The organism is Algibacter mikhailovii (assembly GCF_014651495.1).
Taxonomy (GTDB): domain Bacteria; phylum Bacteroidota; class Bacteroidia; order Flavobacteriales; family Flavobacteriaceae; genus Algibacter_E; species Algibacter_E mikhailovii.
Map to the genome: position 1 here is coordinate 736,682 of NZ_BMWZ01000001.1, position 16,782 is coordinate 753,463.

At 32.9% G+C, this 16,782-nt stretch carries 16 protein-coding genes and 1 tRNA gene; 10 read left to right on the forward strand and 7 right to left on the reverse strand.

Annotated features, from left to right (window positions below):
* Position 1 precedes the first annotated feature (1 nt).
* Together IE051_RS03035 and ribB are read left to right on the forward strand one after the other, a co-directional pair.
* Positions 2-2,020 (forward strand): LptF/LptG family permease, encoded by a 2,019-nt coding sequence (locus IE051_RS03035; RefSeq protein ID WP_189359287.1) that lies wholly within the window; start codon positions 2-4, stop codon positions 2,018-2,020.
* A 178-nt stretch (positions 2,021-2,198) separates the two neighbouring features.
* Positions 2,199-3,359, forward strand: a complete 1,161-nt coding sequence (gene ribB, locus IE051_RS03040) for a 3,4-dihydroxy-2-butanone-4-phosphate synthase (protein ID WP_189359288.1) — start codon at positions 2,199-2,201, stop codon at positions 3,357-3,359.
* 156 nt (positions 3,360-3,515) lie between these two features.
* Here ribB and IE051_RS03045 read toward each other — a convergent pair whose 3' ends face one another.
* Entirely contained in the window at positions 3,516-4,709 is a 1,194-nt protein-coding gene (locus tag IE051_RS03045; protein WP_189359289.1) for a DegT/DnrJ/EryC1/StrS family aminotransferase, read from the reverse strand.
* A 119-nt stretch (positions 4,710-4,828) separates the two neighbouring features.
* Positions 4,829-5,458 (reverse strand): NAD(P)H-dependent oxidoreductase, encoded by a 630-nt coding sequence (locus IE051_RS03050; protein ID WP_189359290.1) that lies wholly within the window; start codon positions 5,456-5,458, stop codon positions 4,829-4,831.
* 190 nt (positions 5,459-5,648) lie between these two features.
* Between IE051_RS03050 and IE051_RS03055 the strand changes: the two genes are divergently transcribed.
* From IE051_RS03055 to IE051_RS03090, 8 genes are all read left to right on the forward strand, one after another.
* A tRNA-Ser gene (locus tag IE051_RS03055) sits at positions 5,649-5,733 on the forward strand.
* 548 nt (positions 5,734-6,281) lie between these two features.
* Positions 6,282-7,820 (forward strand): rhomboid family intramembrane serine protease, encoded by a 1,539-nt coding sequence (locus tag IE051_RS03060; protein WP_189359291.1) that lies wholly within the window; start codon positions 6,282-6,284, stop codon positions 7,818-7,820.
* 218 nt (positions 7,821-8,038) lie between these two features.
* Entirely contained in the window at positions 8,039-8,434 is a 396-nt protein-coding gene (locus IE051_RS03065) for a DoxX-like family protein (protein ID WP_229796705.1), read from the forward strand.
* Positions 8,431-9,165, forward strand: a complete 735-nt coding sequence (locus IE051_RS03070; RefSeq protein ID WP_189359292.1) for a DUF2071 domain-containing protein — start codon at positions 8,431-8,433, stop codon at positions 9,163-9,165. Before IE051_RS03065 ends, IE051_RS03070 begins: the two co-directional genes overlap by 4 nt.
* A complete protein-coding gene (locus IE051_RS03075; protein WP_189359293.1) occupies positions 9,156-9,905 on the forward strand; it encodes a class I SAM-dependent methyltransferase in 750 nt (249 codons plus the stop codon). Before IE051_RS03070 ends, IE051_RS03075 begins: the two co-directional genes overlap by 10 nt.
* A gap of 2 nt (positions 9,906-9,907) precedes the next feature.
* Positions 9,908-10,303 (forward strand): hypothetical protein, encoded by a 396-nt coding sequence (locus tag IE051_RS03080; RefSeq protein WP_189359294.1) that lies wholly within the window; start codon positions 9,908-9,910, stop codon positions 10,301-10,303.
* Positions 10,304-10,485: 182 nt separating this feature from the next.
* Positions 10,486-11,736, forward strand: coding sequence for a serine hydrolase domain-containing protein (locus IE051_RS03085; RefSeq protein ID WP_189359295.1), 1,251 nt, complete (start codon positions 10,486-10,488; stop codon positions 11,734-11,736).
* Between the two features lie 166 nt (positions 11,737-11,902).
* On the forward strand, positions 11,903-12,808 hold the full coding sequence (locus IE051_RS03090) for a TolB-like translocation protein (RefSeq protein ID WP_189359296.1): 906 nt from the start codon (positions 11,903-11,905) through the stop codon (positions 12,806-12,808).
* Positions 12,809-13,007: 199 nt separating this feature from the next.
* Here the strand turns inward: IE051_RS03090 and IE051_RS03095 are convergent, their stop codons facing one another.
* The 5 genes from IE051_RS03095 to IE051_RS03115 form a co-directional block, all read right to left on the reverse strand.
* Positions 13,008-13,703, reverse strand: coding sequence for a CDP-alcohol phosphatidyltransferase family protein (locus IE051_RS03095; RefSeq protein WP_229796706.1), 696 nt, complete (start codon positions 13,701-13,703; stop codon positions 13,008-13,010).
* Positions 13,690-14,499, reverse strand: coding sequence for a phosphocholine cytidylyltransferase family protein (locus tag IE051_RS03100; protein ID WP_189359297.1), 810 nt, complete (start codon positions 14,497-14,499; stop codon positions 13,690-13,692). Before IE051_RS03100 ends, IE051_RS03095 begins: the two co-directional genes overlap by 14 nt.
* Positions 14,500-15,036: 537 nt before the next feature.
* On the reverse strand, positions 15,037-15,387 hold the full coding sequence (locus tag IE051_RS03105) for a cupin domain-containing protein (RefSeq protein ID WP_189359298.1): 351 nt from the start codon (positions 15,385-15,387) through the stop codon (positions 15,037-15,039).
* 434 nt (positions 15,388-15,821) lie between these two features.
* Positions 15,822-16,067: a hypothetical protein gene (locus IE051_RS03110; protein ID WP_189359299.1), complete on the reverse strand. Its 246-nt coding sequence runs from the start codon at positions 16,065-16,067 to the stop codon at positions 15,822-15,824.
* Positions 16,068-16,167: 100 nt separating this feature from the next.
* Entirely contained in the window at positions 16,168-16,728 is a 561-nt protein-coding gene (locus IE051_RS03115) for a helix-turn-helix domain-containing protein (RefSeq protein ID WP_189359300.1), read from the reverse strand.
* Positions 16,729-16,782: the final 54 nt, after the last annotated feature.

Below are 16,782 nucleotides of genomic sequence, written 5' to 3' on the forward strand. Positions count from 1 at the left end.
TGTGAAAATCTTAGACCGCTACATACTAACCTCTTACCTTAAAACATTTATCAGCGTATTTTTAATACTTATGCTGATATTCATTTTGCAAACCATTTGGTTGTATATCAAGGAGCTTGCGGGTAAAGATTTAGACATAATCGTTATTGTAAAGTTTTTGGTTTATTTCATGCCAAAACTTATTCCTTTAGTTGTGCCTTTAACCATTTTGTTGGCCTCCATTATGGTATTTGGTAGTTTTGCTGAGAACTATGAATTTGCCGCTATGAAATCTACCGGCATCTCATTACAGAGAGCCATGACGGGTCTAAGCCTCTTCATTGTTTTGTTGGGTATTGTCACATTTTTCTTTTCAAACAACGTCATTCCTTGGGCTGAACTTAATTCGTATAACCTAAGACGGAATATCGCCAAATTAAAACCAGCTATGTTACTCGCTGAAGGGCAGTTTAATGAGGTGGGCACATATAACATCAAATTTGCAGATAAAAGCGGCGATCGAGATCAATTTTTAAAAGATGTCACTATACACGTTAAAGGTGCCGACGGCAGAACCAATACTACCGTTATTAAATCTAAAACCGGTGAACTGGCAAGTGAAAAAGACTCCAATGTTTTAAAACTTATATTACTTGATGGTTATCAGTATAGTGCGTTAGTGCCTAAGAAAACAAAAGACAAAATCAAAAAACCCTTTATAAAAAGTTCGTTTGAAAAAAAGATTATTAATATCGATTTATCAAAATTAAACGACGTCGATTTCGATGAACAATCTCAAACCGATAAATACAATATGCTGAGTGTTGTAGGGTTAACTTACACCATAGATTCCTTGGTTAAGCGCAGTGAAAATGACCATAAATCTGTTTCTAAGAACTTGTTTCAACGGTCTGGCTTTTTAAGATTTAATGCCGAATCTCCAATAAGCAAAAATGAAAAACGAAAAGCCATTGAACCCAAAAAAGACTATTCCGGTGAGCTTATTGATATTTTTAAAACTAAAAACAAAATTGAATTAGTAGACCTTGGTCTGAAAAGTTTAAAAAGTTCAAAACAAATATTACAATCTAAAGAAACATCAACTAAAAATGCTAAGGCATGGCTTAACCGTCATATCATTTCTTTTCATGAGAAATTTGCTTTAGGTTTTGCTTGTATCATTCTATTTTTTGTGGGTGCTCCTTTAGGCGCTTTAATTAGAAAAGGTGGGATAGGCCTACCAATGGTTATTGCAATAGTTTTATTTTTAACCTATCATTTCATTGGTATTTTTGCCACCAATAGTGCTAAAAGTGACGGATTCAATCCTATTCTTGCCAGTTGGTTCTCAACATTAATCATGCTCCCACTAGGTGTGTTTTTAACGAAAAGAGCAACTGCCGATCGTGGATTATTTGAAGGACAAGGTATTTTTGAACCGCTTAAAAAAGTGTTGGGATTGAAAAAAGCAAGTATCGATCCAGATGTTTCTTTTTACCAACCAGGAACCGAATACTATCTGGAATTAGATAATTTTGACAATAACAGACTTATAGATATCATAAAAAACTATAGGGAATATGATTATTCAATAACCTATAAAAATACAGCGTTAACAATACTAAATAGCCGAGGAATAACGAACCAACAGTTAAAATTTGCTGGACATTTTACAAACCAGAAATACGAAGAAGCCTTAAGGTTAAAGAATGTCTTCATGGAGGACTCCCAACTTGCCTTAATCCTATACACCATTTTTGCAATACTGGCTATCACTGGAAAAATTCTAGAAAACAATTATTATGATTCTTTTGGCACCCCCTTATTTAAAGTAAGCATCGGATTTGGCGTAATATATTTCTTTGCCTTTTTAAGATCGTTTATAAGTGGCTCTATATTCAACAAACATATAGGTCAAGATTCCTTAACAAAATCAGTTTTGTTTATCGTGATTGGCTTGCCATTAAATTTTGTTGTGTATATCATCCAAATGAGAAAAGCAAACAAAAACATTCATCTAGCTGATAAAACGGAAAGCTAATACTTAAGAAGACTAACAACGTCAAAAGAGTCAATTAAGGCTTATACAAGGAAGCACTGCTCAAAACTAATTTCGCCATTTAGAATCTGTAACCAGACTTGTTCTTAATGAAAAATATTAAGGAAGACTTAAGAGTTAATTATTAAGAATGTTTTAAAATAAGCAATATCTTTGCAACATGATAGCAAATACTATGATTACAAAAAGCACTCAGGAGTTTAAACTAAATACCATTAGCGAGGCTATTGATGACATTAGAAACGGTAAGGTTATTATTGTTGTTGATGACGAAAACCGTGAGAATGAAGGAGACTTTTTAGCAGCCGCTGATAAGGTAACCCCCGAGATGATTAATTTTATGGCCACGCATGGCCGAGGCCTTATATGTGCTCCTCTAACGGAAAACCGATGTAAGGAGTTAGAATTAAACATGATGGTGCGCAACAATACCGATCCTATGGAGACTGCTTTTACCGTGTCGGTAGATCTGAGAGGTAATGGTGTTACTACAGGTATTTCAGCCAGTGATAGAGCTAAAACAGTAAAAGCTTTAATAGATCATGGCACCAAACCTTTTGAATTAGCGCGCCCAGGTCATATTTTCCCTCTAGTAGCGAAAGAAGGTGGTGTTTTAAGACGTACAGGACATACTGAAGCGGCTATTGATTTTGCGCGTTTAGCAGGATTAAATCCAGCAGGCGTTATTGTTGAAATCATGAATGAAGATGGTAGTATGGCACGTCTGCCTGAATTATTTGAAGTAGCTAAAAAGTTAGATTTGAAAATTGTCTCTATTGAAGATTTGGTGGCTTATAGAATGCAACACGATTCCTTAATTGAGAAAAAAGAAGATTTTGAAATCAAAACACGTTTTGGAAGCTTTAGATTAAGAGCCTACAAGCAAACCACTAATAATCAAATACATATAGCTCTAACAAAAGGACAGTGGCGTGAGCAAGAAGAAGTACTTACGCGTATAAATTCGACCTTAGTAAATAATGATATTCTTGGCACTTTAACCAATAATGCAGATAAGCAACTTGATGATATGTTTCAAGTAATCAATGATGCAGGCAAAGGCGCTATTATTTTTATCAACCAGGAATCTCAATCTATGAATATCTTAAGTAGACTGGCCTTTTTAAAAGATAATCAATCTGCTCATGACATAGTGAAAGCCCCCAAAATTAATATGGACAATAGAGATTTTGGAATAGGTGCACAGATTTTACATGACCTTAATATCCACAAACTTCGTTTAATATCTAACACCAAACAGACAAAGCGAGTTGGTTTAATAGGTTACGGCTTAGAAATTGTAGAATACGTTAATTATTAACGGGGAAAACCTTATGTATCTCTCTATGCATTCGAAATGCAGTATTTCTAAAGTATAAACATACAATAGTTATATACTTAAAAGTAAAAGCCCAAATAAGTCTAAAATAATAGACTTATTTGGGCTTTTTTATTCCTTTACTAATGTGCTTTCGGGTTACAAACTACTTTTAATAGCTTCTACCATTTTAGCAGCACGCTCCTTTACCTGTTCTTCCGTCCAAGATAACTTTATTAAACAAGAAATGTTTCTTGCAATATAGTCGTCAGATTGTGGATATTCAGCAGTTTTAAGATAGGCCAACCCGTCTTTAACTTCCTTACTAATTGGGAATAAGGATTTCAGTTCTTTTAAATGATCCCAACGTCTGATATAATGCCAGTTATTATTATAATAATGGAAACAGGCATCTACCCCACTGTCTTTAAACGCAGCTGCAACTTTATTTGTGGTCTCTAGATCTGGCAGAAAGAAACTTAAAAACCCATAATTTTCAACGCCGCCTTCAGGAACCGTTCTAAAGGTTACTTCAGGAATTTCTGCTAATGCCTCTCTAATTATCATGAAATTCTTTTCTTGAATACTAAGAAATTCTGGCAATCTTCTGGCTTGCGCCAAACCAACAGCTGCATGCAGTTCTGAAATTCTGAAATTATAGCCCAAAAATGGGTGCGTCTCTGCCCCCCTATCATTGCCAACATGGTCATGACCATGATCGGTATAATGATCGGCATTCACATAAAAGTCCTCGTTATTTGTAATCACGGCTCCACCCTCTGCACTTGTAATCGTTTTTACAAAATCAAAAGAAAAACACCCTACGTCACCAATGCTCCCTAATGGCTTACCGTTATATGTGGCCCCAATAGCTTGACAAGCATCTTCTATGAGCAATAAATTATGCTTTTCAGCAATGGCTTTAAGCTCACCCATTCGTCCCATACTACCGCACATCTGCACGACCATAATGGCTTTGGTTTTGGGCGTGATAGCCGCTTCTACCGCCTTTGGATCTAAACCTAAGGTATCATCAATATCTACTAATACAGGTACGCCGCCAAGAATCATTATAGATTCAAAACTAGCCACAAAAGTAAATGTAGGCATAATAACTTCATCACCAGCACCTACTCCAGAAGCTGCCAAAGCAACAGTTACCGCCGCCGTTCCATTAGACACTAACTGCACATGTTTAGACTGCAATTGCTTGCCTATTTCAGCCTCTAGTTCTTTAGCTTTCCAGTGACCGTTACGCATACCATCAAATCCATAGCGCATAAAAACACCATTATCTAACACATCGTTTACTTCTTTTCTTTCTAAATCTCCAATTAACTCAAATCCTGGCATAATTTTTATATTTTATTTTAATTGTATCCTTTTTAGCGCTGACCTTAATGCTAATTTATGCACTTTGCTTGAAACACACCGGGCACCTAAATTGGCTCTAACGCTTTATTAATTATATTTTAAAGTTCAATAACCGCTTCTTTTAAGGGTTTTCTAACCTTTTTAAAATCGGCAAACATATCATCATCAGCACGATACCCTATAGGCAAAAGCAACACAGACTTCAGGCCTTTATCCTCCAAATGAAGTATCTCGTCATACTTAGAAGGCACAAATCCTTCCATTGGACAAGAATCAATACCTTCAAAAGCACAGACTGTCATTAAATTACCCAATGCAATAAAAGCCTGGTTGGTGGACCATTGCTGACGCTGTTCAAGTGTCATACTCGTCATCATTTTAATTAAATCTTGTTTGTAGGGGTCTAATATGGCAACAGAAGTTTGTCTAATTTCCTGAATATTATCATAGTAGGCCTCTACATCTTCCTTAATGACGTCATTTTGAATACATAATACCAATAGATGCGACGCCTCTAAAACCTGTTTTTGATAATAGGAATGAGGCACCAAACTTTCCCTAATAGTCTTGTCTTCAATAATGATGAGCTTAATGGTTTGCAAGCCAAAAGAGGTCGCTGTCAAATTAAATGCCTGTTTCACAACATCCAACTGAGTTTGTGAAAGCTTTTTATCAGCATTGAATTTTTTTGTAGCATAGCGCCATTTAAGCTGCTTGATGGTATCCATTGTTCTTTTTAATTTTACCCTGCAAAAATAAGGGATGTAAATTGGATTCTAAGTAGAATGAAGGAAAAAAATAGACCGTAGCTAGGCTACCAAAATTATTTACAAAAAAGTGAAGATTTATTTGAATGAATTAAAAAAGGGTTTTATATTTGCACCCGCATTCAGGCAAATAGCCTGATGAGGCACTCAAGGAGAAATGGCAGAGTGGTCGAATGCGGCAGTCTTGAAAACTGTTGAGGGTCACACCTCCGGGGGTTCGAATCCCTCTTTCTCCGCAAAAAAACCTACAATGAAAATTGTAGGTTTTTTATTTTTATATATGTGCAGAGCGTGATTTTGCCAATAGCTGCTCACAAAAAAATATGCAGGTTTAACTTCCTTGAAGTGCAATACTTCTTCGCGATACGTATTTGGGTATCTTAACATTAAATCCCTAGCACTACATGCCATCAATAAAACCGTAATATACAGGCAACTACATTGAAACTTCACAAAACTAAGAGGTTCTACCCATTAAGAGCCCTTAAATTCAACGAAAGTACATGAAAACAACAGTTGAAACCAGTTCGCTTTATCCTATATAGCTATTCAGAAAATCATTTGTTCGATGAACGGTACATCACCTCAAATAAACGTAAGAATAATATTAAAAAACATGGTAATTGGATATATTTGGGCATGTAATTTAACCTAATGTCGAAGTACCTTTTTGTAATTAGATAAACCAAACCCTGATTACGTTTATCTGGAAACTGACGCCGACAAATAGTATATTATGTTAGGATATAACCAGTTAGCTTGCATTTAAAACCAACATCGAGAATTGAACAATATTAAAACAAAACTACAAGAAGTATATATTCCATTTTTAATAGTTTCGATAGGAACTATTCTTTTTTACAACATTTTTCGTTGGACTTTAGATATCAAACTCGGAATTTTACCCTTAAAAGAAAACTTATTGAATTTTTGGATTCCTTTCGCTCTTCCTTGGATTCCAATACTTATTTGGTTACGAAGAAGAATTCGAATTTTAAATGTTAGAGGCAAAAGAGGTAATGGGTATTTTGGATATCAATTTGCTATGGCAGCAGCAATGGCTGTACCAATAATAATAAGTCAAAACTACATTGAGAAAAGTTCTTTTGACTTAAACGAAATATCTTCAATCTCAAAAATTAAAGAATTAAAAAACGAAAAATATTTTAAAATAAGCTCATTTAATATTGACCATAACTCAAGTCTTCCTTATGTAACTGCTAGAACTTCTGGTCGAAATAATGATAATCTGAACTTTTACTTATATCTCGCTTGTCCGTTTGAAGAAACGAGCTCTGTTTGGTACGGAGTTGAGTATAAAAAGAATTTAAGTAATCGTATTAATGAACAAAGGAAAAATTCAGAATACAGAACTTTTTTAAACAAATCAGAACAAGAATTTAAAACCTATAATTTTCAAGATGTAGAATATTTTGAACGGCTAGGATATTCAGACGACAGAGATGGATTTATAGAAGCAATAAAAGAAAGAAACGCTAATCTAAACGAAAAGGAACAAATAATACTTGTACCTAAAAATGATGTTTTTGAAGAAAGACTCGGCAATTCATTTCCTTGGATTTTTGGGTCTTTTGGAATTGGAGCATTAGCTCTTTTGTTAATGGTAGTAATTCCAAAAATTGACGAAAAGGAATTAAACGATTTTAAAAAGAACAAACCACTAAAGGAAGATGATTTAAAAGATATGATTGGCTTTTTAAATCCAATGGGCGAAAATAAAGCCACAGCAATTTTATTGCTTCTAAATATTATTGTTTTTCTAATTATGACATTTGACGGACTAAACATAGTTTCGCCTACACCAAAAGAATTACTCGAAATTGGAGGTAATAGAAGATTTGAAGTTATGAATGGCGAGTATTGGAGGTTATTTTCTTCTATGTTTATTCACGGTGGACTTTTACACTTGTTTATGAACTTAATAGGTCTTGGGCTTGGAAGTAGTTTATTAGAAAATGTACTCGGTTCAGTAAAGCTGATAGTTATTTATGTTATTTGCGGAATACTCGCGAGTTTAGCGAGTATTTATTGGCACGAAAACACAGTTAGTGTCGGAGCATCTGGAGCAATTTTTGGACTTTATGGACTGATTTTAGCGTTTACAGTTTTCAAAATTTACCCAAATTATATGAGAGGAATGACTTGGATGTTGTTGGGACTTTATGCAGGAGTAAGTCTATTATTCGGGTTTTTAGGCGGTATTGATAATGCAGCCCATTTTGGAGGACTAATAAGCGGATTTATTATTGGAGGAGTTTTGATTTTAGTAAATAAAGAACAGCTGAAGAAAAACGCAAGCTAACAATGTATATAAAAAATAGGGCAAAAAGTGCTAAACCAAAGGTTTGTGCTGATTTGCAAAGTTCGCCATATTTTTAATTTGTATTTTAGAAAACGAAAAGATAAAAATAAAATGAAAAGTATGGCTACGTACAAAACTGAAAGTAATTGCTTATCAACCGCCCTACTTTTCATATACTAACCGTTGGCAGTAAGTGTGAAGGAAAACTCCGAAAAACATTGACAAACGAAAAAAAAAGTAGAATACTGATTTATCTTATTGCAGCCATTTGGATAGCGAACGGGCTTTTTTGCAAAGTGTTAAACCTCGTTCCCCGACACGAAGAAATTGTTGCCCGAATTTTAGGAAACGATTATTCTAGACTACTAACAATTCTCATCGGACTTGCCGAAATTGTAATGGCAATTTGGATTTTGACAAAATTTAAATCAAAACTAAACGCCATATTTCAAATGGTAGTTGTTGCAACAATGAACATCATTGAATTTATTGCTGTTCCTGACTTGCTTCTCTGGGGAAAACTAAATATTATTTTTGCTTTCCTATTCATCGGACTTGTTTACTACAACGAATTTGTTTTAAACAAAAAACCTAACTCACCTATCACAATATGAACTTCCTAAAAAACCATCCGTTTGCCGTTGAAGCATTTTTTGAAAGTTCGTTGGTTATGACTTTTGCCGTGCCCAAAGAAAAACTTCAAAATTTCATTCCTAAATGTTTGGAATTAGACACTTTTCAAGACAAATGGGCTTTTTTAGCAATTGCAATGGTTCAGACAAAAGGGCTTAAACCAAAGGGCTTTCCAAAATTTATGGGTAATGATTTCTTCTTAATCGGTTATCGAATTTTTGTCCGCTACACCAACAACGCGGGAAAACGATTAAGAGGTTTGTACATCATCAAATCGCAAACTGACAAAAAGAAAATGGAATTATTTGGTAATATATTCACACATTACAATTACACTACAACTGACATCACAAAAACAACAAACGGAAATTTACGAACCATTAAATCCGAACAATCAAAATTTCAAATTTCAGTTGAACAAACTAACAACGAAATAAAAATCCCTGAAAACTCCCCGTTTACCGACTGGAAGGATGCTCGAAAGTTTGCAGGTCCTTTGCCTCATACTTTTACCGTTAACAAAAAAGATAAAACCATACTTACTATTTTGGGCGTTCGACAAAATTGGAAACCCGAACCTGTAAAAGTGGAAAGTTACCATTTTGATTTTCTGAACAGTTTGAAACTTCAAAACATAGTTCTGGCAAATGCTTTTGAGATTAAGAATATACCATATCATTGGGAAAAAGGTAAAATTGAAAAATGGAAATAAGCAGACGAAAATTTCAGGGAGTTCTTAATATCTTAAGTTTCAACAGGCATTTTTACGTGTTTGGACTAATTGCTTTGGTGCTAATTATTGGAAGCAAATATATTTTCAACTGGAATAATAACTTGTTTTGGTTGGTCATTTGTGGGTTTATCTACGGTCTTACAATGCCCTTAATCGTTTCCGCCTACGTTTACGATTTTTCAGGTTTCTATCATTTCGACTGGCTAAAAAAAATAAATCTTGACGATTCAAAACAAAATCTTAATCTAAATATCAATGCCGGTTTTGATGAAACAAGCTATATCATAAAAAACGTTTTGCCTAAATCAGAATTACAAGTTTATGATTTTTACAATGCCAAACAGCATACAGAACCTGCAATAATCAGAGCAAGAAAAGTCAGTTTGGTCTATCCAAACACCGAACAAATAAAATCAAATACAATTCCACTATCAGACAATTCGGTTAACAACATTTTTTTACTTTCAGCTATCCACGAAATACGGAAACAAGACGAAAAAATACAGTTTTTAAAAGAATGCAGAAGGGTTTGCAAACCCAATGGAAATGTAATTATGGTAGAACATTTAAGGGATTTACCTAACTTTTTTGCTTTTACCATCGGCTTTACACATTTCTTTTCAAAAACAACTTGGGTTAAGGCGTTCAAAGAAGCTGGTTTTACATCAATCAACGAAACAAAATTCACACCGTTTATGTCAATTTTCGAGTCTAAATAACAATGGAGGTACACTTAAAAATTATTGGAGTTTTATTAATGGCTTTAGCGTCAATTCACGTCTTTTTTCCAAAATATTTCAGCTGGAAAGAAGAACTAAAATCCTTGAGTTTGATAAACCGACAAATGATGACAGTTCATACCTTTTTCATTGCCTTTGTGGTATTTCTAATGGGCTTACTTTGTCTGACATCTGCAACAGACTTAACTCAAACCAAATTTGGAAGAACAATAGCACTCGGACTTGGATTTTTTTGGGCAACCCGATTAATTTTTCAACTCTTTGTGTATTCAACAAAACTTTGGAAAGGCAAGACCTTTGAAACAACAATCCACATCGTATTTACGATATTTTGGATATATTTAACAAGCGTATTTTTATGGACTGGATTAAAATAATAAACCGCGTTACGGTAGAAAAACTCCAACTGCCAACACCGTACATAAAAAATTGCTAGTTTTAGCTAAACCAAAGTTAGTTGCTCGTTTGCTTGCTTCTGATTTTCCTTCGGAAAATCCTCGCACACAAACTCGCAACTAACTCTACAAAAACACTTTACAAGCAAGTAAAGTTAAAGAAAATGAAAAAAATTATAATATTAATTATAGGAGTGCATATTTGTATTTCCTGTAATAAAAAAAAACGTCATACAAATGAGTTGTTAGACCCTATGCAAATCGTTAGAGATTCTCTAACAACAGAACTGGAAGATATTTATGCACAAGGACTCACAAACGGTTTTGGAGTTGCTATAGTTAATGAAAAAGGAACATTGTATAGCAATGGATTTGGGTGGGCTGATAAAGCAAATCATATTGCTTATACCGAAAATACAATTCAACATATTGCTTCTATTTCTAAAACCTTTATCGGATTAGCATTAATGAAGGCACACGAATTAGGAAAATTAAAATTAGATGACCCTATAGACAAATACCTTTTATTTGATGTGTCAAATCCTAATTACCCCAATGAAAAGATTACGATACAACATTTAACTACTCATACGTCAACAATTGTAGACACAAAACATTATATGGAAAATGCTTGGATAATAGCACCTAATCAAGATTTATCAAATGTCTATGAAAATTATCCATATCAGCGTTTAAATCCTTCAACTACAGAAATATCAATGGAGCGTTTTTTGAAAGACTTTCTTACGGTTAAAGGCAAATATTATGATAAAGAAAATGGTTTTTTGAAGAACAAACCTGGTGGAAAATTTGAATATTCTAATATCGGAGCAACTCTGGCTGCCTTGATTATAGAGAAATCAACTGGGATACCGTTTAATGAATTTACAAAGAAATACATTCTTCAACCCTTAGAAATGAACGCTACAGGTTGGGCATTAGAGGACGTTGATATATCCAAGCATTCAAGATTGTATTATGATTTGAATATACCATTACCATTTTATGCGGCGATAACTTATCCAGACGGAATGCTTATTTCTTCCAGTAATGACATGGCAAAATATTTAACAGAATTAATTAAGGGATACTCAGGTAATGGCACTCTGCTCAACAAAAAAAATTACAAAGCATTATTTACGCCCTATTTAAGTGAAGATAACTTCGATACCCGTAATGAACAAAACCCTTATAACGATGAGTATAACACCGGCATTTTTATGGGCTTTAGTGCCAAAGGGTATATTGGTCATACAGGAGGAGATGCTGGAGTTGTATCTTTTATGTTTTTTGATAAAGAAACCAAAACAGGGAGATATTTAATACGAAATACAAATAGTGATGATGAAAAAGGCCCTGGTCAATTTTATGATATTTGGAAAAAGTTAGGTGAATACACCTTTAAACTGAATTAATAGTACGTGCTGCCGGTAACAAAGTGTATAAATATTGCTATTTATAGCTTGTTTACAAAAGTTCTCCCGGTTTTTTTATCTCTGATTTATTTGCTAATTTTAGTTTTTAAACCATGTAACAGAACCATACATAAGACGGTTGTAAGTAGTTAAATTAATCTAAGAAATGAAAAAAATCATGAATATTTTTTCCGTATTACTATCCTTAGTATTTTTAAGTACTTGTAAAACTGAGAAATCCAAGGAAATAGGACATGATTCTTTGAACATACAAAATCCTTATCTTGGTCAAAAACCACCAGGATTAAAACCTATACCATTTGCTCCAGGTCTTGTATGTACAGAAATTTATGAATACGACGGTGCTTTCACCCCTGATATGAAGGCGTTTTATTTTATTAGAAGAGGAGAAAAAAATAAGGAATCAGCTTTTTATGAATACAAATACAATGAAATTAATAGAACATGGGAAAAATCAGAAATAGCATCTCCTTGGATAGGACGACCAGTAATAGCTCCTGATGGAGAAACAATGCATTTAGGTGATAGATTTCTAAAAAGGACAGCATCTGGATGGTCTGAACTACATAATCTTGCCCCACCTACTATAAGTAATGATTCTATGTACATTATGCGTCTTTCGTCATCTGCAAATGGTACATATTATTTTGACACTTATAAAGAGAATGATTCAACTTTTCCAATTCGCTATTCACGGTTGATAAATGGACAGCATGAAGAACCTATAGCTTTACCCGAGGCAATCAACACAGGAACTTTTTTAAGCCATCCATTTATAGCTCCTGATGAATCGTATTTATTATTTGATGCTGAAAGGGAAGATGGTTTTGGTGAATCTGATATTTATATAAGTTTTAAACAAAAAGATGGCACTTGGGGTAATGGTATTAATTTGGGAGATAAAATAAACACCAACGCTTGGGAAGCTTCTGCAAGCATAACTCCCGATGGCAAACACCTTTTCTTTAGTAGAAATGTAGGTTCAAAAGATTTTGAAAATGTAGATATCTTTTGGGTAAGTTCAAAGGTAATAGAAAATTTAAGGTATTAAAACAACAACTACTTCCAACACCGTTTAAAAACAATTTCTTGGTTATTGCCTACTCGGAAAATCCTGCGGATTTTCCTCTGGTTCGCTCTATTTTTATTAAGTTAGTTCCTTAATCACGCAACTATCCTTACACAAACACGTTAGGTTTCATGGTTTTTCACCTTAAAAACATGCCTCATATTACAAACAATTTTAATTACTATACGTAAACTAACTTTATAGTCAATGTTATAACATATATTACTATTCCGATTAATATTGTTTTGGGAAACTTAGGAATTTGAATAGTTGATAAATTTAAACAAGCAACAAGAAACAAAAGAAGATATAGAGCTTCTGGAAAAAAACTAAATCCAAAAAAACTTTCAATTAAAAAAAATAAGGACACTACAAGTCCATTATAGTCGACCGCTAATCCGGTATAGGTCTTTCCATCAGTAAGTCCGTAAATGTTGAAATAACTAAGCCGTATAGCACAAGCTGAAATAATAACAAATGCTCCTGGTATATACCAAGGGTTATAATCGGAGTAACTCATTAAAATAATGGCTGGTAAAACACCAAAACTAACCATATCAATCAAAGAGTCTAATTGAGCTCCAAATACTCTATGAGCATTTGTTCTATTTTTCATTTTACTAGCGATTAAACCATCTAACCAATCGAACACTACCGACCAAGCACCAAATACAGCAGCTATATAAATCTCACCTAATATAGCAGCATAAATACCTAACAAAGCACTCAATAGTCCTAAAAGAGTAACTATATTTGGTAAATCAAAAATAAACCTGAACATACTTAATTGACTAGTTGCTAAAGCTTCTTTAAGTTTATGAGCCTCTAGTGCGTTCTTATTCTCCTTTCTAGTTATAATAGTATTATCCGATGGCATAGGCTGGTTTTATATTATTAATTTCTCCTAATAATCTCTTTATAGGGAATAACTTCATCGCTTCTGTTAAATCTTTTAAAGTATCTATTTCATACCATGGTTTTTCGTCAAAAGAAACAGCCTCTAAAGAAAGAAGATCTTCATCAACTAATTCAGAAAAAACAGTTTCATAGTATCCGTTTACCTTTTCTTCTTTAATATGTGTATCTAACCTTTCACTTATAATTTTCCATGAAGACAAGGAAAAACTATATATGTTAACAGTCTTGTATTTTGTAGCATCATTACTAAAAGTAGTGTCAGTCTTAAAACCTAATACTTTTTTGTCTTTATTCATGGTAACAGTAGTTCCATTCATCCAATCCTTAATTCCAGCAACCGCCATTCTATCAGGATACATCATTTCATTTAAAAGTGAAGGCTCAAAAACAAGGTCACTTTCTATTAAAATAAATGGTTCCTTCACAATTTCTCTAGCCATCCACAAAGAATATATATTATTGGTTGTTTTGTAAAGTGGACTATGTATATACTCTATGCTAATATGGTCATATGTATCTCCTAGAAACTCCTCTATAGAAGTACTAAGATGTCCTGTAACTACAATTAACTTTTTTATTCCTTGAGAGGATAAATTTTCGACAAGTCTAGCAAGTATGGAAACTTCGTTTACAAGTGTTAAACATTTTGGAGACTCATTGGTAAGCGGTAAAAGTCGACTCCCACGCCCTGCTGCTAATAATAATACTGTAGTGATACGGTTTTCACCCTGTAGAGTGTCTGAATTAATCTTCATATGTTTATATAATTGAAATAATGAATAGCGCCATAAGTTTTAATAAAACACTTATGTGTTCTAAAAAAATATGCGTCCGAGGAGTGGTTACTGATAACTCAACTATAAGTATGATGTCCGCTAATGAATAAAAAATATGCTTTGAAAGCTCATCAACAAAAAAAGATAGTGAAAGACAAACTTAAGATGTATAAAAATAATTGCTACATTATGCTTAATCAAAGATCGTTGCGGTTTTGTTACGTCTGATTTTCCTTCGGAAAATCCTCGCACGGAAACACGCAACTTTCCATATATAACAACGTTACCCAACATTACCAAAAGAACGTTACGAATTCAACTTTCTAGTTTTTATTATTATAAAATTCAATTTCTCTTTCAAAATAAACTTCTTCTTTTTCTTCTGGATGATTATATACATCACAATACTATACTTTTCTTGCAAAAATTCTAACTTTTAGAGATTTTGTAGGATTAACTTTTGCACACACTATATCACCTGATTTAAATAAATTACTTATCTTTTTTGATTTTGCTCTATGGCTCTAAATCTTCATAACCACTTTTTAAAATAATTGAAAGCATCTTAAATCTTTCATTTGCTTCTATTGTATATAAAACATGACCAGGAATAATAATAGATTCATTCTTTTGTAAATATGTAGATATGTTGTCTACTACAATTTCTGCTTTTCCTTCAATTACATTTACAAATGTTGAAAAAGGTGTTTGTTTAGGCTTATAAACTTTGCCATAATCCAACGCTAAGGCCATTATATTGCCTGTTTTTTCATTTAAGATGTGTCTAACAATTATAGTATTTGAAACATATTTCAGCTTATCGCTAATATTGAATGCCTTAAGGTTTTCAAATTCATAATTCTTCATAACACAAATTCTATTTACTCGTTATTTTTGATTCGTCTCTTTTCTGCTTTAGCTTGTTTCTTTTCTTTAGCTGTCCTAGTTGGTGCTGTTTTGCTGTTTTTAGCTTTACCACTTTTTTCTTTTGACATGATTATAATTTTTAAATATTAAATAATAACAAGTAATAGTTTATTTAATTGACAAGGACAGTTTTATGCATCATTTGTTTAACCAAAACAAGAAAGCAGACCTTTAAGTCTGCTTTTCTAATTCCAGATAAATAAATCATCTGGACTTCCCTGACTGATTAATAGCCTTACAAAGATAACTATGAGTTAATATAATTTGTTATACACTTTTTTGCGATAGTTACATAAATCACTGATTTAAAGTTTGCAAATAAAAAAAACAGTTTATTAAAAAACTGTTCTTAATGAGTAGACTCAACTTATATTTTAGAATGCACTTGCAACGCTTTTAAAATTTGATTTCAAGATACCTATAACTTCATTTCTTTCCTTATGTAACTTGTTTTCTAATCTCTTGATTAAATCTAATTCTTTACCACTTTCAAATTTTACATCTTCAGAAGATAATTTTGGATATTTTACTTTCAATGCTTTTGATTGTTTGTCCCAATCACCACTAAATTTAAATAGCTCACTTGTCTTTTTCTCACCTTCTTTGTTCTTGGTTTCCATAATTATGTATTTAAAGTAGTGCTTAATTGTACTACTATCACAAAGATGAGGACTAATACCCCGAAATGTGTTACAGAACAGACATATATGTTTACACATGTCACAGGTCTTCTAAATTGCTCTTTCTTTTTTTTCCTATTTTTTTATAAAATGAAGGTGTGTGTCCAGTAACTTTTTTGAATTGGTTAGACAAATGAGCTACACTACTGTAATTTAATTTATAGGCAATTTCAGTGAGATTAAGTTCATCATAAAGAATCAATTCTTTTGCCCTTTCTATTTTGTGCTTAATAATAAAATGCTGAATCGTAATTCCTTTTACTTCAGAAAACAAGTTTGATAGATACGTGTAATCATAATTCAATTTTTGTGCTATATAATCTGAATAATTAACTTTTGGAACTTCATCAGAATAATGAATCATTTCTATAATCACGTTTTTTATTTTATCTATAAGAATACTTCGTTTATCATCTATTAACTCTAACCCTGATATAGCTAAATTTGATTTTAATTCTTGTTTTTGAAGTTCAGAAATATCTTCTTTTATTTCTATCATTCCAAGCTCAACACTTGTATGATGTAAGCCCAGTTTCTCTAACTCATATTTGACAAAAAGCTTACATCTTAAGCTTACCATATATTTTATATAGAGTTTCATTAATATTTACGATTTAAAAAGCATTCTTATTTAGTTAAAGATAAACTATATAAG

Bases quoted from the DNA above. Each gene is read 5' to 3' on its own strand.
- IE051_RS03085 (WP_189359295.1), top strand. From the start codon at position 10,486: ATGAAAAAAATTATAATATTAATTATAGGAGTGCATATTTGTATTTCC.
- IE051_RS03105 (WP_189359298.1), bottom strand. From the start codon at position 15,387: ATGAAGAATTATGAATTTGAAAACCTTAAGGCATTCAATATTAGCGAT.
- IE051_RS03080 (WP_189359294.1), top strand. From the start codon at position 9,908: ATGGAGGTACACTTAAAAATTATTGGAGTTTTATTAATGGCTTTAGCG.
- IE051_RS03045 (WP_189359289.1), bottom strand. From the start codon at position 4,709: ATGCCAGGATTTGAGTTAATTGGAGATTTAGAAAGAAAAGAAGTAAAC.
- IE051_RS03110 (WP_189359299.1), bottom strand. From the start codon at position 16,067: ATGGAAACCAAGAACAAAGAAGGTGAGAAAAAGACAAGTGAGCTATTT.
- IE051_RS03100 (WP_189359297.1), bottom strand. From the start codon at position 14,499: ATGAAGATTAATTCAGACACTCTACAGGGTGAAAACCGTATCACTACA.
- IE051_RS03075 (WP_189359293.1), top strand. From the start codon at position 9,156: ATGGAAATAAGCAGACGAAAATTTCAGGGAGTTCTTAATATCTTAAGT.
- IE051_RS03090 (WP_189359296.1), top strand. From the start codon at position 11,903: ATGAAAAAAATCATGAATATTTTTTCCGTATTACTATCCTTAGTATTT.
- ribB (WP_189359288.1), top strand. From the start codon at position 2,199: ATGATAGCAAATACTATGATTACAAAAAGCACTCAGGAGTTTAAACTA.
- IE051_RS03070 (WP_189359292.1), top strand. From the start codon at position 8,431: ATGAACTTCCTAAAAAACCATCCGTTTGCCGTTGAAGCATTTTTTGAA.
- IE051_RS03050 (WP_189359290.1), bottom strand. From the start codon at position 5,458: ATGGATACCATCAAGCAGCTTAAATGGCGCTATGCTACAAAAAAATTC.
- IE051_RS03115 (WP_189359300.1), bottom strand. From the start codon at position 16,728: ATGAAACTCTATATAAAATATATGGTAAGCTTAAGATGTAAGCTTTTT.
- IE051_RS03095 (WP_229796706.1), bottom strand. From the start codon at position 13,703: ATGCCATCGGATAATACTATTATAACTAGAAAGGAGAATAAGAACGCA.